Below are 21,525 nucleotides of genomic sequence, written 5' to 3' on the forward strand. Positions count from 1 at the left end.
GGTCCCACGGTTCGCATGTCGGTCATTCAACCGCAACGCCCTTTGCAGCAATTCTTCCGGTCGGGGCCGATGCCCTGCCCCTATCTGCCGGGCCGTGTCGAACGCAAGCTGTTCACCCGTCTGATCGGCCCCTACGCCAGCGAGGTGAACTCCACCCTGTCGCGCGCCGGGTTCCGCCGCAGCCACGACATCGTATACCGCCCGGTCTGCCCGAACTGTCAGGCCTGCACGCCCGTTCGCGTGCCGGTCAACCAATTCACGCCCAGCCGGTCGCAACGGCGGGTGGTGGCGTTGAACCAGGACGTGACGATGGCCGAGCGACCGGCCTACGCCACCTCCGAACAATTTCGCCTGTTTAGTCAATATCAGAACTCGCGCCACGGCGAATCCGACATGGCGCGCATGGCGATGGGCGATTTCGTCGCCATGGTGGACGAAGGGCGGGCCGACACCGGGCTGTTGGAGGCGCGCGACGCCGACGGGCGTCTGGTCGGCTGCATGCTGACCGACCGGCTGGCCGACGGCTATTCCGCCGTCTACAGCTTTTACGACGCCGCGCAGGACCGTCGCAGCCTTGGCACCCACATGATTTTGGGTTTGATCGAGCGGGCGCGCCAAGCCAGCTTGCCCTATGTCTATCTTGGCTACTACATCGCCGACAGTCGCAAAATGGCTTACAAGGCGCGCTTCCATCCGTTGGAAGCGCTGGGGGCCACGGGGTGGCGCCGTTTGCCCGAGACGACGCCCGCCCCCGTTCCGCCTTAAGCCGCTTTGATGCTCGCCAGGAAACTCTCGACGTCGTGACGCAGCGTTTCCGCTTGGCGCGACAGCTCGCCCGCCGCGCCCAACACTTGCCCGGCGGCGCTGCCGGCTTCGCCCGCCGCCTGGGTCACTTGGCCGATGCTGCCTGACACATCCTGTGTGCCACGGGCCGCTTCCTGAACGCTGCGCGAGATTTCGTTGGTCGCGGCCCCCTGCTCCAGCTCTTCACCGATGCGTTCGTCAGCCAAGACATGGCCATTTCCTTTCCAGAACGCCGCAACCAAGCGCTTGTTCAGCGACGTTGCCCAACGCGACCGAGACCGCGCGCATCCGCCGTCATCAGCAAATTTTGTTCCATCATCCAAAAAGCAAGAACGATCGAAAAACGTTCAGAGTTTGCAACGCCCTCTCCCAACCCCAGCCCGAAAGCGCTTAAAAATCACGCTAAAAGCGCCCGGCTCATTTCCAATTTGCATCGCAGAATGCGAGATCTGGCAAAGCGCGATGGCCGCGCGTCCAAACTCCAATCTACGTGATTCTACGTAGCTCCTTCGTAGCCCTTGCGTATGGTTGGTTCGGAAGGGAATAGTCCTGCGAAATCAAACGATTTTGTGTATTCTCAGGGCGTGGTGGACCGCCGTTCGACGCGTTCCTATGGCATGAACAAAAGCAAAAGGGACCGGCGAAAACCGCGTCTCTGCAACAGGGGAGGTTGATCCGTTGAGAGCCATGCTCAAACTCAGCGGGCTGATCGACGCCATAAACACCGGCGTCGGCAAGCTTGTTTATTGGCTGGTGCTGGTCGCCGTCGTCGTCAGTTCCGGCAACGCGGTCGTGCGCTACGCCTTCAACAACAGCTCCAACGCTTGGCTGGAATTGCAATGGTACCTGTTCTCGGCAATTTTCCTGCTGTGTTCAGGCTACACCTTCCTGCGGAATGAACACATCCGCATCGACATTGTCTTGGGCCGTTTTTCCAAACGTACGCAGGCGATGGTCGACATTTTCGGAATCATCGCCTTCCTGTTCCCGATGGCGCTCATCATCATGATTTTGTCCTGGCCGATGGCCAAAGACAGCTTCCTGACCAACGAGATGTCCAGCGACGCGGGCGGCCTGATCCGTTGGCCCGCCAAGCTCCTGATCCCGATCGGCTTCTTTCTGCTGACCGCCCAAGGGGTGTCCGAACTCATCAAGCGCATCGCTTTCCTGGCTGGTCTGATCGACGAGCCGGGCGAGAAGATGCACGGCCACTCGTAAGGGAGCGGAATTCATCATGATGGCAGAGTTTGTCGCCGCCAACATGGCGCCGCTGATGTTCGCGGCCCTGATCGGCTTTCTTCTGATGGGCTTTCCGGTCGCGTTCGCGCTGGCCGCCAACGGCTTGTTCTTCGGCTTTATCGGCATCGAATTGGGGCTGCTGACCCCGGCGTTGGCGCAAGCCTTGCCCGAACGCGTGTTCGGCATCATGCGCAACGACACGCTGCTCGCCATTCCCTTTTTCACTTTCATGGGCTTGATTCTGGAGCGATCCGGCATGGCCGAGGATCTGCTCGACACCATCGGGCAGTTGTTCGGGCCGTTGCGCGGCGGTCTGGCCTATGCGGTGATCTTCGTCGGCGCGCTGCTGGCGGCGACCACCGGCGTGGTGGCGGCGTCGGTCATCTCGATGGGCCTGATCTCGCTGCCCATCATGCTCCGCTACGGCTATGATCGCCGTCTGGCGACCGGCGTCATCGCCGCGTCCGGCACCTTGGCCCAGATCATCCCGCCCTCGCTGGTGCTGATCGTGTTGGCCGACCAGTTGGGCAAATCGGTCGGCGACATGTACGCCGGCGCCATGATCCCCGGTCTGGTGTTGACCCTGCTCTACGCCGGTTACGTGTTCCTTGTCACCATGGTCCGCCCCGAAGCCGCCCCGGCCCTGCCGCCGGAAGCCCGCAGCCTTCGTGGTTTTAAACTGTTGCTGCGGGTTTGCACCACGCTGGTGCCGCCGCTGTTCCTGATCTTCCTGGTTCTCGGCACCATCTTCCTGGGCATCGCCACCCCGACCGAGGGCGGCGCCATGGGCGCGTCGGGCGCGATCCTGTTGGCGCTGGCCAAGCGGCAGTTGAGCATGTCGCTGCTGCGTCAGGCGATGGACACCACGGCCAAGCTGTCGACCTTCGTCGTCTTCATCCTGATCGGCTCCACCGTCTTCGGTCTGGTGTTCCGCGCGGTGAACGGCGATTTGTGGGTCGAGCATCTGTTGACCGGCCTGCCGGGCGGCCAGTTGGGCTTCCTGATCGTCTGCAATATTTTGGTCTTCGTGCTGGCCTTCTTCCTCGATTTCTTCGAGTTGGCCTTCATCATCGTCCCGCTGCTGGGGCCGGTGGCCGACAAGCTGGGCATTGATCTGATCTGGTTCGGCGTGTTGCTGGGCGTCAACATGCAAACCAGCTTCATGCATCCGCCCTTTGGTTTCGCGCTGTTCTATCTGCGCAGCGTGGCGCCAAAAGCCGATTATCTGGACAAGATCACCGGCAAGACGATCGCCAAGATCACCACCGGACAGATCTATTGGGGCGCGGTTCCCTTCGTCATCATCCAAGTCATCATGGTGGTCCTGGTCATCACGTTCCCCAGCCTGATCGAAGCTGGGCTGGACCGTGGCCCGAAGATTGATTTGGACAAGGTGAAAATCGAAATCCCCGCCTTTGAAAACAACGACGTCGCCCCGCCCTTCGGCAACCAGAACGACGATTCGGCGAACGACATCATGAAGCAGCTTCAGCAGAAGTAAGACGCTTCAAGCGCAACGCGGACAAGGGGCTGGATTTTCCGGCCCCTTTTCTTTTGCGCCGTGTTTCCAAAAAAGCAGGCGACAAAAAAGGCCCCGCTTGCGCGGAGCCTTCTTCGTGTCGCGAAACGTCGCGCTTACTTCTTGGAGGCCAAGGGCGGCGCGGCGTAGACGAAGCGGTCGAAGCTGTATTCCGCGACGCGGAACCACAGATATTCGTCCTCGCGGAACTTCCGCCACTGCTCATAGACCTTCTTGAACTTCTCGTTCTTGGCGGCTTCCGCCTCATAGGTCTCGATGGCGGCCTGGTAGCAAGCCTGCATGACTTCGTTCGGGTAGGGGCGCAGTTGCGTGCCCGACGCGACGAGGCTCTTCAACGCGTGCATGTTCTGGACGTCGTACTTGCCGATCATGTCCAAGGTCGCTTCGGCGCAGGCCGTTTCCAGGGCGATCTTGTACTGCTTGGGCAGCGCCTCATACTGGGCCTTGTTGGTGAGGAAGGAGACTTGCGGCCCGCCTTCCCACCAGCCCGGATAATAGTAATATTTGGCGACCTTGTTGAAGCCCAGCTTTTCGTCGTCGTAGGGGCCAACCCACTCGGCGCCGTCGATGGTGCCCTTTTCCAGGGCCGGGTAAATGTCGCCGCCGCCGATCTGCTGCGGAACGACGCCCAGCTTGGCCATGATCGTGCCCGCGTAGCCGCCGATGCGGAACTTCAGGCCCTTCAGATCCTCGACCGTCTTGATTTCCTTGCGGAACCAGCCGCCCATCTGGGTGCCGGTGTTGCCCGCCGAGAATTGGACGATGTTGTAACCGGCGAAAAACTCCCGCATCAGCTCCAGACCGCCGCCATGACGCATCCACGCGTTCTGTTGGCGGGCGTTCAGGCCGAAGGGCATCGCCGAGTCAAAGGCGAAGGTCGGATCCTTGCCGACGTAATAGTAGGAAACGGTGTGGCCGCACTCGATGGTGTTGTCCTTCACCGCGTCCAGAACCTGGAGCGCCGGAACGATTTCGCCGCCGGCGAACACGCGGATTTGGAACTTGCCGTCGGTCAATTCCGCGACGCGTTTGGCGACGAACTCGGCGCCGCCATAAATGGTGTCCAGGCTCTTGGGAAAGCTGGAGGCGCAACGCCATTTGATTTCAGGGTTGGTCTGCGCGATGGCCGGGGCCGCCAACGTGCTGGCGGCGACGCCCACACCGGCGGAGGTCAGAAAAGCGCGGCGTTTCATGAAGAAGCTCCCTTGTTCATTCTCTGTTTCGGGTTCTTGAAGCGTGTCTGAACCCCGTCGCGCCCGCGCCGAACATCGGAACGGTGCGTCAGGACGAGCAGGGAAAGCGGGAAAATTTGAGATGCACGCTCGGCAGTCACGGACAGCGCAAGGCCGACAGCCGCAGTCGGCGCGCGCCCAGACACGGCGCCCCACCATCCACACGGACCATCGGCGGTCATGCGTTCCTCCCTCCGTCCGGGCCTGCCGCCGACCTTGCGGTCGATCCGTCCCAGCTTTCTTTTTGCTGAACGGATTATGCAGGAAGCCAACGGTTCGGATCAAGGCCGAAGCGCAATTGCGCGTATTATTTCAGAGGTTTATCGGCGCGGGGCAAGGCCCGCGCCGATACGTGTAATCACTTAGAAGTCCGCTCAGGTGAAGCGGTTCTGCTTGGGAAAGCCGTTTGGCGGCATTTTCCCCACCCCGGCGCGGTCGTCCAGCCAGCCGGTCAGATCGGTGACGGTGAACACCCGTTCGCCGTGCCTCCAGGTCAAACCGTCGGCCAGGGCGAAGCTCTTCACGTCGGCGATGCTGGCGTCTTTGTATTTTTGCAACTGGACGCCCTTGCCCCGCGTCATCACCGGCACCTGGACCAACGGAAAAATCACCAATTTCCGGTTGTTGCCGATCACCGCCAGATGGTCGCCGGTCAACGGGTGGCAAATGCGGGCGCTTCGGCCGTCTTCCAGATTGAGAACCTGCTTGCCGCTGCGGGTTTGGGCCAGAACCTCGCCCTCCTCCACCTGGAAACCGCGCCCGTCGTCGGACGCGACCAGCAGCTTGCGGCCCGGCTGGTGACGGAACAGATCGACGATGTCGACGTCGTTGCCCAGATCGATCATCAGCCGCACCGGCTCGCCAAAGCCCCGGCCACGCGGCAGCTTGTCCACCCCCAACGTGAAGAATTTCCCGTTGCTGGCGAAGACCAGAAGCTTGTCCGTGGTTTCGCAGGGGATGACGAAGCCCCGCGAATCGCCGTCCTTGTACTTCACATCCTCTTGGTCGGCGTCGGTCAGATGGCCCCGCACGGTGCGGATCCAACCCATCTTGGAGCAAATCACCGTCACCGGCTCGCGCTCCACCATCGCTTCCAGCGGAACGTCGATCAGGGCGGGGGCGTCGGCGATGTCGGTGCGCCGCTTGCCCAGCGCGCCGCCGCCAAACTTCTTTTTGATCTCGGCCACGCCGTCGGCGATGCGCCTCCAGCGCAGCGCTTCGTCGCCCAACAGCTCGGTCAGGCCGTTCTTTTCCGTGGTCAGCGCGTCATGCTCGCGCCGGATCTCCATCTCCTCCAGCTTGCGCAAATTGCGCAGCCGCATGTTGAGGATGGCGTCGGCCTGCACGTCGGTCAGGCTGAAGACCCGCATCAGATCCTGTTTCGGCTCATCCTCTTCCCGGATGATGCGGATCACCTCGTCCAGATTGAGGTAGGCGATCAGATACCCGCCGAGGATCTCCAGCCGATGGTCGATCTGCGCCAGACGGTGGCGGGAGCGGCGGACCAGAACCTCGAGCCGGTGATCCAGGAAGGCTTGCAAGACCTCGCGCAGATTCATCACGCGCGGCACATGATCGGCGCCCAGCACGTTCATGTTCAGCGAGAAGCGAATCTCCAGGTCCGTCGCCTGGAACAGCGAGGCCATCAGAACCTCGGGATCGACGTTCCGGCTTTTCGGCACCAGAACCAGCCGCACGTCCTCCGCCGATTCGTCGCGGATGTCGTCCAGCAAAATCAGCTTCTTGGCGGTCAGAAGCTCGGCGACCTTCTCCACCAGCCGGGCCTTGGGCACCTGATAGGGCATCTCGGTGACGACGATCTGCCACGTCCCTTGCGGCAGCTTTTCGACCGTCCAGCGGGCGCGCAGCCGGAAGGACCCGCGCCCGGTGCGGTAGGATTCCACCACGCTCGCGCGCGATTCGACCATCACGCCGCCGGTGGGAAAATCCGGGCCGGGCATGAAGCCGACCAGCGTGTCGATGGGGGCGTCGCGGTGTTTGATGAGGTGTTTCAGCGCGTCGCAGATTTCGCCGACATTGTGCGGCGGAATGTTGGTGGCCATGCCGACGGCGATGCCGCTCGACCCGTTGGCCAACAGATTGGGGAAATTGGCGGGCAGCACCGCCGGTTCGTCGCCGTCGCCGTCGTAGGTCGGACGGAAATCGACCGCGTCCTCGTCGATGCCGTCCAGCAGCGCCTTGGCGACCTCGGTCAGGCGGGCCTCGGTGTACCGCATGGCCGCCGCGTTGTCGCCGTCGATGTTGCCGAAATTGCCCTGCCCGTCGATCAACGGGTAGCGCACGGCGAAATCCTGCGCCAAGCGGACCAGCGCGTCATAGACCGAGGTGTCGCCGTGCGGGTGGAATTTGCCGATCACGTCGCCGACGACGCGGGCGCATTTCTTGGGCGGAGTCGTCGGCTCCAACCGAAGCTGGCTCATGGCGAACATGAGACGGCGGTGCACCGGCTTCAGCCCGTCGCGCACGTCGGGCAGCGAGCGGGACATGATGGTGGACAGCGCGTAGCTGAGATACCGCTCGCCGAGAGCGTCGGCCAGCGGCTTTTCGAGGATATCGAGAGCAGGGTCTTGCGGCTTCATGGGGCCTTGTCTAACCGATCTGATCGCCGCGCGCCACCGCGTTCGCGTAACGTTCCCGCAAGCGGACGCGGGCGGGCGGCAAGGAGCCGTTGTGGAGGCAGCGTTCCAGGAAATGGCCGGTCAGTTTCAGGCCGCTCATCACCTCCGCCGGACCGCCGCCGCCCCGCCCGGCCAGGAAATCGGGCAACGGCAACAGCCGGTCGCGGTAGGGTTCGCCAACCGACGCGGTGACGGCCCGCCCGGTGCGCGGGCTGACATAGGCCAGATAGTCGTTCGCCCCCGACACGGCGCAGCGGTCGAGATCCAGGCCGAATCCAAGCTCCGCCAGCAGTCCGACCTCCCACCGCACATAGGATTCGGCCCAGGCCGAACCGTCGAGCAGATCGAACAGCGCCAGCAGACCGTCGAACAGCGCCGGATGCGGTTCGTGATCGGCCAGCGCCGAATCCACCAAAGCGCAGGCGCTGGACAGGGCGGCCAAGCGCGCCGCCGCGTCAAAGAACAACGCGGCGTAACCCTTCACCGGCTCCAGCGTGAAATGCCCCAGATGCTCGGCCAACCGCCCACGCCAGCGCGCCGACAGCAAAGTTCCCGGCTCCAGCGCGCCGCGCAAACGGGATGACCGCGCGCCCGCGACCAGCCCAGAATGCCGCCCATGGTTGCGGGTCAACAGTGTCGCCACCACCGCCCCTTCCCCATGTGGACGCGTCGCCAAAAGGATTCCTTGGTCATCCCATTCCATAGCTTTAAGCTCTATCAGGACGAAGACGTCGCCGCCAGACCGCCTTTGTCGGCAAGAACTTGACTTTTCTCAGCTTCGGGTCTACCCGAACCCCCTCTTGATTGCTCGTTCACGATACAAACATTAAACTGACGTGGCCGCACCGACGTTGTGTTGATCGCTCGGGCCGGGGGACTTTCCCCAAACGCCAGCATGGAGGTCTAAAAAGGGGGTCTTGGGCAGCAACATCGACCGATATCTTCTGGCGGAAAAGGCCGGATCCGAAGGTGTGTGGGATTGGGATCTGCGGACGGACACGCTGTATCTCTCCCCCCGCTTCAAGGGGTTTCTTGGCCTGCCGTCCAGTGACGTCAACCGGCCCCGCGACTGGCTGTCGTTGGTGCATGCCGATGACGTCGAATGGCTGAACGCGTCCTTTGAAGCCCAAATGGTCGGTCTGGCGATCCCCTTCCAGATCGAACACCGCGTCCGCCGCGCCGACGTCGGCGCCGACGGTGGGGCCATCGAATGGCGGTGGCTGGTCTGTCGGGGCATGGCCGTGATGGACAGCCTTGGCGAACCGATCCGGCTGGTCGGCTCCGTCGCCGACATCACCGACCGCAAAATCGCCGAACAGGCCCTGCGCAAAAGCGAGGAGCGTTACGCCCTGGCGGCGGCGGCCAGCAATGATGGGTTGTATGACTGGGATCTGGTCGCCAACAGGGTCTATTACGCCCCGCGCTGGGCCTCGCTGCTTGGGCTGTCCGCCAGCGATCTGACCGACCGTCCAGAGGAATGGCTGGACCGCGTCCACCCCGCCGACCGCCCGACCTTGACCCGCGCGCTCGCCGCGCTGGACGGCAGCGAGGACGGCGCGTTCCAGGTCGAATACCGCATGCGCGACGCCAACGGCGAAACCCGCTGGTTCGCCTGCCGGGGCATCGCCGCGCTCGACCCGATGGGGAAGCCTGTTCGGTTGGTCGGCAGCCAATCCGACATCACCGACCGCAAGACCGCCGAACAGCGCCTGCGCCAGAGCGAGGAGCGCTACGCCCTGGCCGCCGCCGGGGCGGCCGATGGGCTGTGGGATTGGAACATCGACAGCGGCGAGGTTTATTACTCGCCGCGCTGGAAAGCCATGCTGGGGTTGGACGAGCCGGAGGTCGCCAGCACCATCACCGAATGGTTCAGCCGTGTGGTCCCTGGCGATCTGGAAGGGCTGCGCACCGCCGTCAACCTGCATCTGACCGGCGAGCGCAACCATCTTCAGCACGAGTTCCGCATCAAGCGCTCCGACGGCGGCGAATCCTGGATGCTGGCGCGTGGTTTGGCGGTGCGCGACGACAAGGGTTGCGCCGTCCGCATGGCGGGATCGATGACCGACATCACCGCCCGCAAAAAGGCCGAACAGCAATTGCTGTTCGACGCCTTCCACGACGGCATGACCGGCCTGCCCAACCGGACCCTGCTGCTTGACCGCATCGGCCAAGCGCTGGACCGCAACCGGCGGGCGGGCGTCCGGCAATTCGCCGCCGTTTTGATCGATCTGGACCGTTTCAAGGCGATCAACGACGCGCTGGGCAGCGCCACCGGCGACCGGGTTTTGAAGATCATCGCCAAACGCCTGGACAACAGCCGCCGCGTCGGCGACACGCTGGCCCGCCTGTCCGCCGATGAGTTCGCCGTTCTGCTCGACGAAATCGACGACGTCGGCGACGCGCTGGGCGCCGCCGAACGCATGGCCCAGGCGATTTCCCGCCCGGTGACGCTGGAGGGGCATGACGTGGTGCTCACCGCCTCCATCGGCGTCGCCTTGAGCGCCACGGGCTATGACCGGGCCGAAGACATGCTGCGCGACGCCAGCCTCGCCATGTACCGGGCCAAGACCGGCGGGCGGGCGCGGATCGACGTCTTCGACAGCCATCTGCGCCGTCAAGCCATGGCGATGATGCGCACCGAGGCCGATTTGCGGACAGCCTTGGAGCAGGAGCAGCTTTGTCTTTATTATCAGCCCATCGTTTCGCTGCGCACCGGCCAGATCGCGGGCTTTGAGGCGTTGATGCGCTGGAACCACCCCGACCGTGGGTTGGTGCCGCCGAACGACTTCATCCCCTTGGCCGAGGAAACCGGCCTGATCGTGCCGATGGGCCGTTGGGCCTTGCAGGAGGCGACGCGGCAGTTGCGCGTCTGGCAGGAGCGGTTCCCCCGCCCGACCCCGCTGTTCATGAGCGTCAACGTCTCCTCCCGCCAATTCCGCGACGATGATCTGGTTCAGGTGGTCGGCGATCTTCTGGCGGCGATTCCGATTCCGCCCTCCAGTTTGAAACTGGAACTGACGGAAAGCGTGCTGATGGAGGATCCGGAAAAATGCGGGGCCTTGATGCGGCGAATCCGCGATATGGACGTGCGGCTGTCGATTGACGATTTCGGCACCGGCTATTCGTCTCTGGCCTATCTGCACCGCTTTCCCGTGGACACGCTGAAGATCGACCGCAGCTTCGTCCAGGCCATCACATCCGGCCAGGGCAACGCCGCCATCGTTCATGTCATTTCCACGCTGGCCACCATCCTCAACATGGACGCCATCGCCGAAGGGGTGGAAAACGCCGAGGAAGCCGGGTATCTCAGCGACATCATGTGCAAATACGCCCAAGGCTACCATTTCGCCCGCCCTGCCCCGGTCAACGTCGCCGAACAGTTGCTGTTCGCCGAAGCCGCGCCGGGCGCGGCGCTTATTCCCTAAACCAGATCCACCATCATCGACCGGAGACGCCACCATGTCCGACCGCAGTTGCGGCGAATGCACCCTGTGCTGCAAATTGATGGGGGTGCCGGAGCTGAAAAAGCCGTCCGCCAAATGGTGCGCGTCCTGCGACCAGGGCAAGGGCTGCGCCGTGTATGAGGAGCGCCCGCCCTCCTGCCGGAACTTTCAGTGCTTCTGGTTGATGAACGAGAATTTCCCCGACGAATTCCGCCCCGACCGCATCCACGCGCTGGCCGCCTTCAACGACGTGAAGAACAGTTGCGTGCTCCACGTTGACCCGGCCAAGCCGCGCGCCATGGGCAGCCCCCAGGTTCAGGCGCTGACCGACGCGCTGCTCAAAACATACGAGAAGGTGTTTTTCCTCTGCGGCAAGGAAAGCGCCCTGATGCAGCGGTGAAGCGCGCGCTCTTGTTTCGTCCCGCCACGGGCTGAAGGTCCCGCCGCAAGGCTTGTGGAGTCGCCCCAGCGCGTCAGGGGGGAGGCTTGTTTCAGCCCCCCCAAACAACGCCCCTTACGACGCCCCGAAATCCAGCCCCCAGGCCGAATAGCGTTCGGGATCGTCCACCCAACCTTCACGCACCTTGACGAACAGGATCAGGTGCACGCGGCGGTCCAGCATCTTCTGCAACTCGGTGCGGGCCGACTGCCCCAGCGACTTGATGCGCTGACCGCCCTTGCCCAGCACGATGGCCTTCTGGCTTTCGCGCTGCACGAAGATGACCTGCGAGATCTTCACCGACCCGTCGTCGAACTCCTCCCACACCTCGGTTTCAACCGTGGCGGAATAGGGAAGCTCCTGATGAAGCTGAAGGAACAGCTTCTCACGCGTGATCTCCGCCGCCAACAGACGCATCGGCATGTCGGAGATTTGATCCTCCGGGAAATGCCACGGCCCATCGGGCAACCCAGCGGCCAGAAACGCCTTCAGATGCGCGACGCCATCCTCGGTCGAGGCCGAAATCATGAAGGTGTCGGTGAAAACGCCCGATTGCTGGAACGCGTCGGCGATGCCCAGCAGGACGTCGCGCTTGACCAGGTCAATCTTGTTCAGGATCAGGATCGCCTTGCGGCCCTGCTCCTTCAGGCGGGCGACGATGCCCAGCGTGTCGTCGTCCACGCCCCGGCGCGAGACGTCGTACAGCACGCCGATGACGTCGGCGTCCTCCGCCCCCTGCCACGCCGCCGCGACCATGGCCCGGTCCAACCGGCGCTTGGGCTTGAAGATGCCCGGCGTGTCGACGAAAATCAGTTGGCTGTCGCCGACGATGGTGATGCCCAGAACGCGGGTGCGGGTGGTCTGCACCTTTGGGCTGACGATCGACACCTTGCTGCCGATCATCGCGTTCAGCAGCGTGGATTTCCCGGCGTTGGGCGCGCCGACCAGCGCGACGAAGCCGCAACGCGGGTGTTCCGGCATGGCGCCCAGCGGCGGCAATTCGATGGGCACGCCCGGACGGGCGTCCTCCTCGTCCTCGTCACCCCCATCGTCCTCGTCGTCGCCGTCCTCGCCTTCGCCCTCGAACGCGTCGTCCTCGAACTCATCATCGAAATCATTGTCGATGTCGTCGCGACCGTCAGTCATCGACCTGCACTCCCACCTGGCTCAGCAACGCGCTGGCCGCCTTCTTTTCCGCGACACGCTTGGAGGAGCCGGATCCGGTGACGGTCTCCATTCCCTCGACGTGGACCGCAACGACGAACACCGGCTCATGCGCCGGACCGCTCTGTTCGATCAGTTCATAGTGCGGCAACGGCTTGCCGCGCCCTTGCGCCCATTCCTGCAACGCCGTCTTGGAATCGAGCGGCGGCGGAGTCGGTTTTTCAATCTGTTCGGCCAGCGACTCGCGCACGAAGCGCGTCGCGACCTCCAGTCCGGCGTCGAGATACAACGCGCCGATCACCGCCTCGCACGCGTCGCCCAAAATGGTCCGGTTGGTCCGGCCACCACTGTGCACCTCGGCGGGGGACATGCGCAAGTAGGCGCCCAACCCGATGCGGTCGGCGACCCGCCCCAGCGATTCCCGCCGGACCAGCGCGGCGTGCCGCTTGGCCAACGCCCCTTCCCGCTCGTCCGGGTAACGTTCCAGCAGCCATTCCGCGACGATCAGGCCGACCACGCGGTCGCCCAGAAACTCCAATCGTTCATAGGCGATGCCCGGCCCTTTGCCTGGACGGCGCCCGGCGCGCAAGGTCCGTTCCAGCCCCATCAAGCTGGGGTGGGTCACGGCGTCCTGCAACAGGTCGGCGTCGTTAAACTCGTGCCCCAGCGAACGGGCCAGCGCCGCAATGTCCAGGGCGCCGTTGTGCTCGTCCACTATGTTCGGTTCGCTCAATTACCGGACTCCGCTGAACAGGCGGCTGAAACGCAGATCGACCGGCCAGCGCCACAGCTCAAAGAAACGAGCGCCTTCGTCGAGTGAGAAGAACAGAAATTCAGCGCGGCCCACCAGATTTTCCACCGGCACATAACCGACCTGCCCCGGCACCCGGCTGTCCAACGAGTTGTCGCGGTTGTCGCCCATCATGAACAGATGGCCCTCCGGCACCTTGTACAGTTGCGTGTTGTCGAGCGGGCCGTTGTCCGACTCCTCGATGATGTGGTGAACCCGGCCATTGGGCAGAGTCTCGTTGTACTGGGTGGTGTGGATGGTGCGGCCCAGAGCGTCCTTCGAGACGAAATCCTCGATTTTCTCGCGCTTCACCGGCTGGCCGTTGATGTGCAGGACGCCGCCGATCATCTGGATGGTGTCGCCGGGCAACCCGATGACGCGCTTGATGTAATCGGTCTTGTTGTCGCGCGGCAGTTTGAACACCGCCACGTCGCCGCGCTCCGGCAAGCCGCCCAGCACGCGCCCCTCGAACAGCGGCATGCCGAACGCCACGGTGTGTTTGCTGTAGCCGTAGGAGAATTTCGAGACGAACAGATAGTCGCCGACCAGCAGGGTCGGGATCATCGACCCTGACGGGATGTTGAACGGCTCGAACGCGAAGGTGCGCACGCCAAAGGCGATCAGCACGGCGTAAAGCACCGTCTTCACCGTTTCGGCGAAGCTGGAGTCCTTGGGCTTGGCGTCGGACGCCGTCTGCTTCTGGAAAGTCATGCTGGGGTCGCCGTTTCGGTGGGTGCGGAAGGGGGCAGCTTTTCGGCGCTGATGATGACGAAGGCCTCGGCCATCGGGTATTCGTCGGTCAGCGTCACATGGATGCGCGGGCGCATGCCGGGCGGGGTCATCGACTCCAACCGGGCCAGAGCGCCGCCGGTCAAGCGCATCGTCGGCTGGCCGGAGGGCAGATTGACCACCCCCATGTCGCGCCAGAACACGCCGTCGCGAAAGCCGGTGCCGAGCGCCTTGGAACAGGCCTCCTTCGCGGCGAAACGCTTGGCGTAGCTCGACGCCCGCGCGCTGTGGCGCCCGGCGGAACTGGCGCGGCGTTCGGATTTCGCCTGCTCGACGTCGGTGAACACCCGGTCGATGAAGCGCGCGCCGAAACGCTCCAGCGATTTTTCAATGCGCCGAATGTCGATCAGATCGTTGCCGATGCCCAAAATGACACCGGACAGGGGCGCCCCGAATCCCGTCATGGACGCGCCGCGTCCATCGCCGCGCGCATGCGGCGGATCGCGTCGGCCAACCCGCCGAAAATCGCCTCGCCCACCAGGAAATGCCCGATGTTCAGCTCAAGAATGGTCGCAATGGCGGCGATCGGGCCGACGGTGTCGTAGGTCAGCCCATGCCCGGCGTGGCATTCCAGCCCGATCTCTTCGGCGTGGGCGGCGGCGCGGACGATGCGCGACAGCTCGCGCGCGCGCTCCGTCGGATCGTCGGCGTCGCAATAGGCCCCCGTGTGCAGTTCGACCACCGGCGCGCCCAGCGCCTTGGCGGCGTCGAGCTGCGCCGGTTCGGGGTCGATGAACAAGGACACGCGAATCCCGGCGTCGTTCAGGGCGCCAATCGGACGGGTCAGCGCGTCAAACGCGCCAACCACGTTCAGGCCGCCCTCGGTCGTCACCTCGGTGCGTTTTTCCGGGACCAGACAGGCCGCGTGCGGCGTGTGGCGCAGGGCGATGGCGAGCATCTCGTCGGTCGCCGCCATTTCAAAATTCAGCGGACGGTCGATCTCGGCCATCAGGCGTTCGATGTCGCGGTCCACGATGTGGCGCCGGTCTTCGCGCAGATGGGCGGTGACGCCGTCGGCCCCGGCCTGGATGGCGAGCAGCGCCGCGCGCACGGGATCGGGATGCGCCCCGCCACGCGCGTTGCGGACGGTGGCCACATGGTCGATGTTCACGCCAAGGCGCAGGAAACGGGACATCACGGGACTCCAAAACCTCGCCGGACCGCGCCGAAACGGCGGCGATTCCGTCTATATAGCGATGACGGAGCGTCGCGTCACGCCCGATGCGGAGATTTCGCCCATTCCCGCCGTAAAGGAGCGCCAAAACGGGCCTTGGACTCACCGCCCGCGCGCGCGTTCCACCGAATGAATCGCCGGGGTCGCCCGCAGGGCCGCCATGATGTTGGTCAGATGCTTGGCGTCCTTGACGTCGATGTCGATCAGCAGATCGAAATAATCGGCGGTGCGGTTGGTGATCTTCTGGTGAATCACGTTGCCTTGATTCTTGCCGATCACGGTGAACAGCGTGCCGAGCGAACCTTGTTCGTTGCTGATCGACACCATCAGCCGCCCGACATGCTCCTCGGGCGAATCCGGGCCGGTTTCCCACGACACGTCGATCCAGCGTTCCGGCGATTCGTGGAAGCTTTCCAGCGTTTCGCAATCGATGGTGTGGATCGTCACGCCCTTGCCGGTGGTGACGATGCCGACGATGCGGTCGCCGGGCAGCGGGTGGCAGCAGCGGGCGTAATGCACCGCCATGCCGGGAATCAGCCCCCGGATGGGCATCGGCGGCTGTTTGCCGCTGGGCTTCGGCTTGAGCTTGACGATGTTTGTGGTCTTGTCGTCCAACTCGCGCAGCGTCGCCGGGGCCGCTTGCGCCTTGTGTCCGGGGAAAACCGCGTGGAAGACCTCGCGCACCGAATGCAGGCCGGATCCGACCCCGGCCATCAGATCGTCCGCCGTCGGCTGCTGGAAGATCTTGATGACGTTGTCGAGCGCCTTTTCGCTGAACTCGTAGCCTTCCGCCTTGAACTGCCGCATCAGCATGCCGCGTCCAAGCTCGATGTACTGGGAGCGCTGCTGGGTGCGCAGGAACTTGCGGATGCGGGCGCGGGCCTTGCCGGTGACGACGAAGCGCTCCCAACCAGGAACCGGCGTCTGCGCCTTCGAGGTGACGATGTCGACCTGATCGCCGTTTTGCAGAACGGTGCGCAGCGGCAACATCCGCCCGTTGATTTTGGCCCCGACGCAATGATCGCCGACCTGCGAATGGACGGCGTAGGCGAAATCGACCGGAGTCGCCCCACGCGGCAACGCGATCAAATCACCCTTCGGCGTGAAGCAGAACACCTGCTCCTGGAACAGTTCGAGCTTGGTGTGCTCCAGGAACTCTTCGGGTTTTTGCGCGTGCTCCAGAATCTCCAGCAACTCGCGCAGCCAGCGGTATTCGCCGCCGGTGGTGCTCGGCTGGTGATCCTGCTTGTAGGCCCAATGGGCGGCGACGCCCAATTCGGCGATCTCGTGCATGTCGCGGGTGCGGATCTGCACCTCGATCCGGTTGCGGCCAGGACCGATCACGCCGGTGTGCAAGCTGCGGTAGCCGTTGGGCTTCGGCGTCGAGATGTAATCCTTGAAGCGGCCCGGCATCAGCGGGTAATGGGCGTGGACGATGCCCAGCGCCTGATAACATTCCTGCAACGTCCCGACGGTGATGCGGAACGCCATGATGTCGGAGAGCTGCTCGAAACTGACGTTTTTGCGTTGCAGCTTGCGCCAGATCGAATAGGCGGATTTCTCCCGCCCCGTCACCGTCGCGGCGGGAATGCCCTCGGCGACCAGCCGTTCCTGCAACTCGGTGATGATGGTCTGGACGCGGCTCTGCCCCTCATCCCGCAGGCGGGCGAGCTGGGCGAGGATGCTGTCGCGGGCGTCGGGGTTGAGTTCGGCGAAGGCCAGATCGTCCAACTCGTCCTTGATCTTGTGCATGCCGATGCGTTCGGCCAAGGGCGAGTAGATTTCAATGGTTTCGCGCGCGATGCGTTTGCGCTTTTCCGGCTTTTTCAGGTGGAACAGCGTGCGCATGTTGTGCAGCCGGTCGGCCAGCTTGACCAGCAGCACGCGGATGTCCTCCGACATCGCCAGAACCAGCTTGCGGAAATTCTCCGCCTGCTTGGCCTGCTCGCTGTGCAACTCCAGGCGCGACAGCTTGGTGACGCCATCGACCAGCCGAGCGATTTCCTTGCCGAAGACCCGTTCGATGTCGTCCAGCGTGGCGACCGTGTCCTCGACCGTGTCGTGAAGCAACGCGGTGGCGATGGTGCCCGCGTCCAGCTTCATCTGAGTCAGGATCCCCGCAACCTCCAACGGGTGCAGGAAATACGGGTCGCCGGAGGCGCGAGTCTGCGACCCGTGGGCCTTCATCGAATAGACATAGGCGCGGTTCAGAAGATCCTCGTCCGCCGAGGGATCATACGCCTTGACGCGCTCAACAAGTTCATACTGCCGGATCATGACGCCCGACCCGGCGCGCGTGGCGCCTCGGTATGGAGTGAACCGATGGAGGACTGTGAACCGAAGGGGGGTAAAGCGCCCCCCGCCCTAACGCAGGCCCAATGGTCGTTGGTCAGGATCAGAGATCTCCGTCGCCATCCTCGGCCAGGGACAGACCGGCGTCCGGCTCGGCGTCGAGGTCAGCCGCGCCGTCCTCATCCTCGCCATCGGTTTCGCTCATGCCGTCTTCGTCGCCCATGTTGGCGCCGCGCGCGGCCCAGTCGTTTTCGCCGGCCATCAGCTCAACGATTTCCTCTTCCGGCTCGTCGGGTTCGACGTGCTTCTGGTGGCCCTTGATGAGCGCGTTCTTGAGATACTCAAGCGACACCGTTTCATCGGCGATCTCGCGCAGCGCCACGACCGGGTTCTTGTCGTTGTCGCGCTCAATCGACAGAGGGGCGCCGGACGCCACCTCGCGGGCGCGTTGAGCGGCCATCATGACCAGCTCAAAACGGTTGGAAACCTTCAGGACGCAATCTTCAACGGTAACGCGGGCCATGCCAAACGAACTCCGGCTCTAAAGGAGGTTCTTGACTATATTGATGCGATCCGGGCGACGCAAGCGCGATCCGAAATTATCCAAAAAACGCGCCGGTCTTTGCCGCCGACTGCCGTATCAGAGTCTCTGCCCCTTGTTTGGCGGCCTCGCATACACTAATTTGGGTGCTGGAATACCGAAATTGTCGATATCCGTATCATATACTCGAAGCTATCCCGAAAGGATTAAGACATTGGATCGTAGCACGACTTTGCCGCGCGACGTCAGCAAGTTGTTTTATAAAGAGGAGCGCCTCGCCCTTTTCATTGACGGAGCCAATCTGTACGCCGCCGCACGCTCATTGGGGTTCGACATTGACTACAAGAGGTTGCGCGACGGTTTCGCTGGAGAGGGGCGCCTGATGCGCGCCTTCTACTACACGGCGTTGGTGGAAGATCAGGAATACTCGCCGATTCGTCCCTTGGTCGATTGGCTGGACTACAACGGCTACACCATGGTCACGAAGCCGACCAAAGAGTTCACCGACGCGTCCGGTCGCCGAAAGATCAAGGGAAACATGGACATCGAGCTGGCCATCGACGTCATGGAGATGGCCGAGCATCTCGATCACATTCTGCTGTTCTCCGGTGACGGCGATTTCCGCCGTCTGGTCGAAGCGGTTCAACGCAAGGGCGTGCGCGTCAGCGTCATCAGCACGGTTCGCTCACAGCCGCCGATGGTCGCCGATGAGTTGCGCCGACAAGCCGACAACTTCATTGAGTTGCAAGACCTGGCGCCCTTCATCGCCCGCGCGCACCATCACCGCGAAACGCCCGCCAACTATCACGAGTCTCAAAGCCCGCAGAGCGGTCCGACGCTGTACGACCCGGACGAGCGCGGCTAAGAACACGGTGGCGGAGACGTTTGACGCCTCCGCCACACTCTTTATCCTTTGAAATGCTTCAGCGGTTGGCTGTCAGTTCAGCCCACGACGATTCCGCGCCATCTCGTCGGCGGTTTTCAGCGCCGCCAACAGACTGACCGCGCTGGCCTTGCCCGTCCCGGCAATGTCCAAGGCCGTGCCATGATCGGGCGAGGTCCGCACAAAGGGCAGCCCCAGCGTGATGTTGACGCCGCTGTCGAAATCAATGGTCTTCAGCGGAATCAGCGCCTGGTCGTGATACATGCACAGCGCGGCGTCAAACCCCGACCGCGCCGCCGCGTGGAACAGCGTGTCGGACGGGCGCGGCCCGAACGCCGCAATCCCCTCCGCCCGCAGCGCCTCAATGGCGGGAGCAATGATCTCGATCTCCTCCCGTCCCATCGCCCCGCCCTCGCCAGCGTGCGGATTCAGCCCGGCCACCGCCAAACGCGGTTGGGCGATGCCGAAATCCCGTGTCAAGGCCGCCGCCACAACCCGCCCAGCGTGGACAATGGCGGCGGTTGACAGTTGGTTGACCGCGTCGCGCAACGAAACATGGATGGTGACGGGAATCACCCGCAAGTCCGCCGAGGCCAACATCATGATCGGCTCGTCCGTCAGACCGGCGAGATGGGCGAGATACTCGGTGTGGCCGGGGTGGCGGAATCCAGCGGCGTAGAGTGAGGATTTCTGAATGGGGTTGGTGACGACGGCGGCGGCCTCCCCCGCCTGGACCAGCGCCACCGCCCGATCGATGCTGGCGATCACCGCCGCCCCATTGGCCGGATCGGGACGCCCGGCGACCACCGGAGCCGACAATTCCACCGCAAGCACCGGCAGAGCGCCGTCAAAGCAAGCAACCGCCTCCGCCGCTGACGCGATCAACCGCAACGGAACATTCAGCCCCAGCCGCGCGGCCAAAGCCGACAGCCGGTCCGGCGAATCAATCAGAAAAAAGGGTGGAACGTCGGACGTCCGGCGTTCCACCCAAATCTTCAACGCGATGTCCCCGCCAACCCCCGCCGGCTCGCCCATGGTGACGGCCAGCGGCAGACGGTTTGACGGGGCGGGCATCAGCTCCGCGCCTCGCCGCGCAAGTCGATGAAGGCCGACCGGCGCAAATCACGCAGGTAGCGGCGGGCCAGCAGATCCGCGCGCTCGCCAACCAGTTCCCGTTCGATCTCGTCCCGGCCCGGCATCTTGACCTCCTTGGAGCGCGGCGGCGGCGGCGCCTCCACCGGCTTGGGCTGAGCCTCGGGCGGCGGTTCGATCATCGGAACGTCACGCTTGCAGACGATCAAAATCACGGCGGCGGCTTGGCTCATCAGAACCGGGCTGGGTTGGCCCAGCGGAATGCCAACGGCCAATTGTTGCAGCCCTTGCGGCAGATCCTTGACCTTCAAGGTTCCCATGTCGCCCGATTCCGGCACGCCGCTCGCCTTGGCCTTGGCCTCGAAATCGCCGCAGCTCTTGATGGATTTGCGCAGGGCCTCGGCCTGATCCTTGACTCCCTTCGCCGCCTCTTTCGACTCGATGGGAATCACGATCTGCTTCATGTTGACCGTGGCTTTGGCGATGTTCGGGCGCGGTTGCTGACGCGGAGCCTGCCGAGGCGGCGGCGCCATTTCCTCGCCGCCGCTGCTGCCGAAAGCGCGTTGGCCGCGCACCAACAGGATATGATAGCCGGTCGCCGTGCGAATCGGCGGGGAAAGCTGCCCTGCCCGCATCCCCGACAGCGCCTTGTCCACCTCCGCCGACGATTCCCCGGTGCGGACCCATCCCAGATCGCCGCCGGACGCCGCCCCGGCGGACTGCGAGAACTGCCGGGCCAACGCCGGGAAATTGCCGCCGCGCCGAATTTCTTCGACCAGACGTTCAGCGGAACGCCGCACTTCGCCATCCTGATCGGGGCTGTCCACGGCCAGGAAAATTTCGGCCACCAGATATTCCGGTTTGCCGATGTTGGCCTTGATCCGCGCCATCGCCGCGTCGATCTCGTCGTCGCTGATGGTGATTTCCTGACGGATGCGACGCTGCATCACACGCTGCCAAGCCACCAGGGCGCGCACCTGCTCGACAAGCGCGGATTGCGGAATCCCGTGGCTTTTCAGCAATCCGTCAAGCTGGGAACGCCCCATATGGTTCTGTTCCGCGATCCGCTTGATCGCCTCGTCAATGTCCGACTGGGAAACCGTGACGCCGTTTTTCTTGGCTTCCTGAAGCTGCAAGCGCTCGTCGATGAGCTGGCGCACCACCTGCGGAGCCAGACGCTGCCGAACCTCCGGGCTTTCCTGGCTGCCGGTGTTGAGCAACGCCAGACGAATCCGGGCGCTGACGTCCGAAACGGAAATCGCCTCCTCGTTCACAATGGCGGCGATCCGCTCGCCGCTCGTCGTTGAGGAACCGCTCTGGACCTTGCCAGCGTGACTGGCGCCCTTCGACGTCTGCGCCGTGGCGGGAAGGGCCAGGGCGACGCAGGCGGTCGCAACGGCGAAGGCCGACCGGACGGAACGCAAACTCGGCATGGTGCTCCAGCTCCCAAAACAGGTTGCCCGT

General features: G+C 63.7%; 19 protein-coding genes. 6 read left to right on the plus strand and 13 right to left on the minus strand.

Annotated elements, in window-relative coordinates; genetic code table 11:
* Positions 1-15 precede the first annotated feature (15 nt).
* Positions 16-765, plus strand: a complete 750-nt coding sequence (locus ACODS4_RS11620) for an arginyltransferase (protein ID WP_488863739.1) — start codon at positions 16-18, stop codon at positions 763-765.
* Here the strand turns inward: ACODS4_RS11620 and ACODS4_RS11625 are convergent.
* Positions 762-1,010: a hypothetical protein gene (locus tag ACODS4_RS11625; protein ID WP_488863741.1), complete on the minus strand. Its 249-nt coding sequence runs from the start codon at positions 1,008-1,010 to the stop codon at positions 762-764. The genes ACODS4_RS11620 and ACODS4_RS11625 overlap by 4 nt on opposite strands.
* A gap of 481 nt (positions 1,011-1,491) precedes the next feature.
* Between ACODS4_RS11625 and ACODS4_RS11630 the strand changes: the two genes are divergently transcribed.
* Both ACODS4_RS11630 and ACODS4_RS11635 read left to right on the plus strand, forming a co-directional pair.
* The gene (locus ACODS4_RS11630) at positions 1,492-2,022 is read left to right on the plus strand and encodes a TRAP transporter small permease subunit (RefSeq protein ID WP_488863743.1); all 531 of its coding nucleotides are present in this window, start codon (positions 1,492-1,494) and stop codon (positions 2,020-2,022) included.
* A 19-nt stretch (positions 2,023-2,041) separates the two neighbouring features.
* Positions 2,042-3,544: a TRAP transporter large permease gene (locus ACODS4_RS11635; protein WP_488863981.1), complete on the plus strand. Its 1,503-nt coding sequence runs from the start codon at positions 2,042-2,044 to the stop codon at positions 3,542-3,544.
* A gap of 134 nt (positions 3,545-3,678) precedes the next feature.
* On the opposite strand, the gene ACODS4_RS11640 is transcribed toward ACODS4_RS11635, so the two are convergent.
* The 3 genes from ACODS4_RS11640 to recO form a co-directional block, all read right to left on the minus strand.
* Entirely contained in the window at positions 3,679-4,776 is a 1,098-nt protein-coding gene (locus tag ACODS4_RS11640) for a TRAP transporter substrate-binding protein (protein ID WP_488863745.1), read from the minus strand.
* A 413-nt stretch (positions 4,777-5,189) separates the two neighbouring features.
* The gene (gene parC, locus ACODS4_RS11645) at positions 5,190-7,415 is read right to left on the minus strand and encodes a DNA topoisomerase IV subunit A (RefSeq protein ID WP_488863747.1); all 2,226 of its coding nucleotides are present in this window, start codon (positions 7,413-7,415) and stop codon (positions 5,190-5,192) included.
* Between the two features lie 10 nt (positions 7,416-7,425).
* Positions 7,426-8,157, minus strand: coding sequence for a DNA repair protein RecO (gene recO / locus ACODS4_RS11650; RefSeq protein ID WP_488863749.1), 732 nt, complete (start codon positions 8,155-8,157; stop codon positions 7,426-7,428).
* Positions 8,158-8,371: 214 nt separating this feature from the next.
* Here recO and ACODS4_RS11655 point away from each other — a divergent pair, with 214 nt between their 5' ends.
* Together ACODS4_RS11655 and ACODS4_RS11660 are read left to right on the plus strand one after the other, a co-directional pair.
* Positions 8,372-10,879: a sensor domain-containing protein gene (locus ACODS4_RS11655; RefSeq protein ID WP_488863751.1), complete on the plus strand. Its 2,508-nt coding sequence runs from the start codon at positions 8,372-8,374 to the stop codon at positions 10,877-10,879.
* A 34-nt stretch (positions 10,880-10,913) separates the two neighbouring features.
* On the plus strand, positions 10,914-11,297 hold the full coding sequence (locus tag ACODS4_RS11660) for a hypothetical protein (protein WP_488863753.1): 384 nt from the start codon (positions 10,914-10,916) through the stop codon (positions 11,295-11,297).
* A gap of 114 nt (positions 11,298-11,411) precedes the next feature.
* Here the strand turns inward: ACODS4_RS11660 and era are convergent, their stop codons facing one another.
* The 7 genes from era to rpoZ all read right to left on the minus strand — a co-directional run bounded on the left by era (position 11,412) and on the right by rpoZ (position 18,068).
* Positions 11,412-12,482, minus strand: a complete 1,071-nt coding sequence (era, locus tag ACODS4_RS11665; RefSeq protein WP_488863755.1) for a GTPase Era — start codon at positions 12,480-12,482, stop codon at positions 11,412-11,414.
* Positions 12,475-13,233, minus strand: coding sequence for a ribonuclease III (gene rnc / locus ACODS4_RS11670; RefSeq protein ID WP_488863757.1), 759 nt, complete (start codon positions 13,231-13,233; stop codon positions 12,475-12,477). Before rnc ends, era begins: the two co-directional genes overlap by 8 nt.
* Positions 13,234-14,001 (minus strand): signal peptidase I, encoded by a 768-nt coding sequence (gene lepB, locus ACODS4_RS11675; RefSeq protein ID WP_488863759.1) that lies wholly within the window; start codon positions 13,999-14,001, stop codon positions 13,234-13,236.
* The gene (gene acpS, locus ACODS4_RS11680; RefSeq protein WP_488863761.1) at positions 13,998-14,483 is read right to left on the minus strand and encodes a holo-ACP synthase; all 486 of its coding nucleotides are present in this window, start codon (positions 14,481-14,483) and stop codon (positions 13,998-14,000) included. The genes lepB and acpS overlap by 4 nt, the downstream gene beginning before the upstream one ends.
* Positions 14,480-15,214: a pyridoxine 5'-phosphate synthase gene (locus tag ACODS4_RS11685; protein ID WP_488863763.1), complete on the minus strand. Its 735-nt coding sequence runs from the start codon at positions 15,212-15,214 to the stop codon at positions 14,480-14,482. The genes acpS and ACODS4_RS11685 overlap by 4 nt, the downstream gene beginning before the upstream one ends.
* A gap of 141 nt (positions 15,215-15,355) precedes the next feature.
* A complete protein-coding gene (locus ACODS4_RS11690; RefSeq protein WP_488863765.1) occupies positions 15,356-17,530 on the minus strand; it encodes a RelA/SpoT family protein in 2,175 nt (724 codons plus the stop codon).
* A gap of 118 nt (positions 17,531-17,648) precedes the next feature.
* Positions 17,649-18,068, minus strand: coding sequence for a DNA-directed RNA polymerase subunit omega (gene rpoZ / locus ACODS4_RS11695; protein ID WP_488863767.1), 420 nt, complete (start codon positions 18,066-18,068; stop codon positions 17,649-17,651).
* Between the two features lie 232 nt (positions 18,069-18,300).
* Here rpoZ and ACODS4_RS11700 point away from each other — a divergent pair, with 232 nt between their 5' ends.
* Positions 18,301-18,951, plus strand: coding sequence for a LabA-like NYN domain-containing protein (locus ACODS4_RS11700; RefSeq protein ID WP_488863768.1), 651 nt, complete (start codon positions 18,301-18,303; stop codon positions 18,949-18,951).
* A gap of 72 nt (positions 18,952-19,023) precedes the next feature.
* Here ACODS4_RS11700 and pdxA read toward each other — a convergent pair whose 3' ends face one another.
* Positions 19,024-20,043, minus strand: coding sequence for a 4-hydroxythreonine-4-phosphate dehydrogenase PdxA (gene pdxA / locus ACODS4_RS11705; RefSeq protein ID WP_488863770.1), 1,020 nt, complete (start codon positions 20,041-20,043; stop codon positions 19,024-19,026).
* Positions 20,043-21,494, minus strand: a complete 1,452-nt coding sequence (locus tag ACODS4_RS11710) for a peptidylprolyl isomerase (RefSeq protein ID WP_488863772.1) — start codon at positions 21,492-21,494, stop codon at positions 20,043-20,045. The genes pdxA and ACODS4_RS11710 overlap by 1 nt, the downstream gene beginning before the upstream one ends.
* Positions 21,495-21,525 lie beyond the last annotated feature (31 nt).

This window comes from Azospirillum sp. FG154, assembly GCF_057809575.1.

What these genes read in the sequence shown, in the direction of transcription:
- ACODS4_RS11620 (WP_488863739.1), top strand. Translation starts at nt 16, where the DNA reads ATGTCGGTCATTCAACCGCAACGCCCTTTGCAGCAATTCTTCCGGTCG.
- ACODS4_RS11630 (WP_488863743.1), top strand. Translation starts at nt 1,492, where the DNA reads ATGCTCAAACTCAGCGGGCTGATCGACGCCATAAACACCGGCGTCGGC.
- ACODS4_RS11635 (WP_488863981.1), top strand. Translation starts at nt 2,042, where the DNA reads ATGGCAGAGTTTGTCGCCGCCAACATGGCGCCGCTGATGTTCGCGGCC.
- ACODS4_RS11640 (WP_488863745.1), bottom strand. Translation starts at nt 4,776, where the DNA reads ATGAAACGCCGCGCTTTTCTGACCTCCGCCGGTGTGGGCGTCGCCGCC.
- parC (WP_488863747.1), bottom strand. Translation starts at nt 7,415, where the DNA reads ATGAAGCCGCAAGACCCTGCTCTCGATATCCTCGAAAAGCCGCTGGCC.
- recO (WP_488863749.1), bottom strand. Translation starts at nt 8,157, where the DNA reads ATGGAATGGGATGACCAAGGAATCCTTTTGGCGACGCGTCCACATGGG.
- ACODS4_RS11660 (WP_488863753.1), top strand. Translation starts at nt 10,914, where the DNA reads ATGTCCGACCGCAGTTGCGGCGAATGCACCCTGTGCTGCAAATTGATG.
- era (WP_488863755.1), bottom strand. Translation starts at nt 12,482, where the DNA reads ATGACTGACGGTCGCGACGACATCGACAATGATTTCGATGATGAGTTC.
- lepB (WP_488863759.1), bottom strand. Translation starts at nt 14,001, where the DNA reads ATGACTTTCCAGAAGCAGACGGCGTCCGACGCCAAGCCCAAGGACTCC.
- acpS (WP_488863761.1), bottom strand. Translation starts at nt 14,483, where the DNA reads ATGACGGGATTCGGGGCGCCCCTGTCCGGTGTCATTTTGGGCATCGGC.
- ACODS4_RS11685 (WP_488863763.1), bottom strand. Translation starts at nt 15,214, where the DNA reads ATGTCCCGTTTCCTGCGCCTTGGCGTGAACATCGACCATGTGGCCACC.
- ACODS4_RS11690 (WP_488863765.1), bottom strand. Translation starts at nt 17,530, where the DNA reads ATGATCCGGCAGTATGAACTTGTTGAGCGCGTCAAGGCGTATGATCCC.
- rpoZ (WP_488863767.1), bottom strand. Translation starts at nt 18,068, where the DNA reads ATGGCCCGCGTTACCGTTGAAGATTGCGTCCTGAAGGTTTCCAACCGT.
- pdxA (WP_488863770.1), bottom strand. Translation starts at nt 20,043, where the DNA reads ATGCCCGCCCCGTCAAACCGTCTGCCGCTGGCCGTCACCATGGGCGAG.
- ACODS4_RS11710 (WP_488863772.1), bottom strand. Translation starts at nt 21,494, where the DNA reads ATGCCGAGTTTGCGTTCCGTCCGGTCGGCCTTCGCCGTTGCGACCGCC.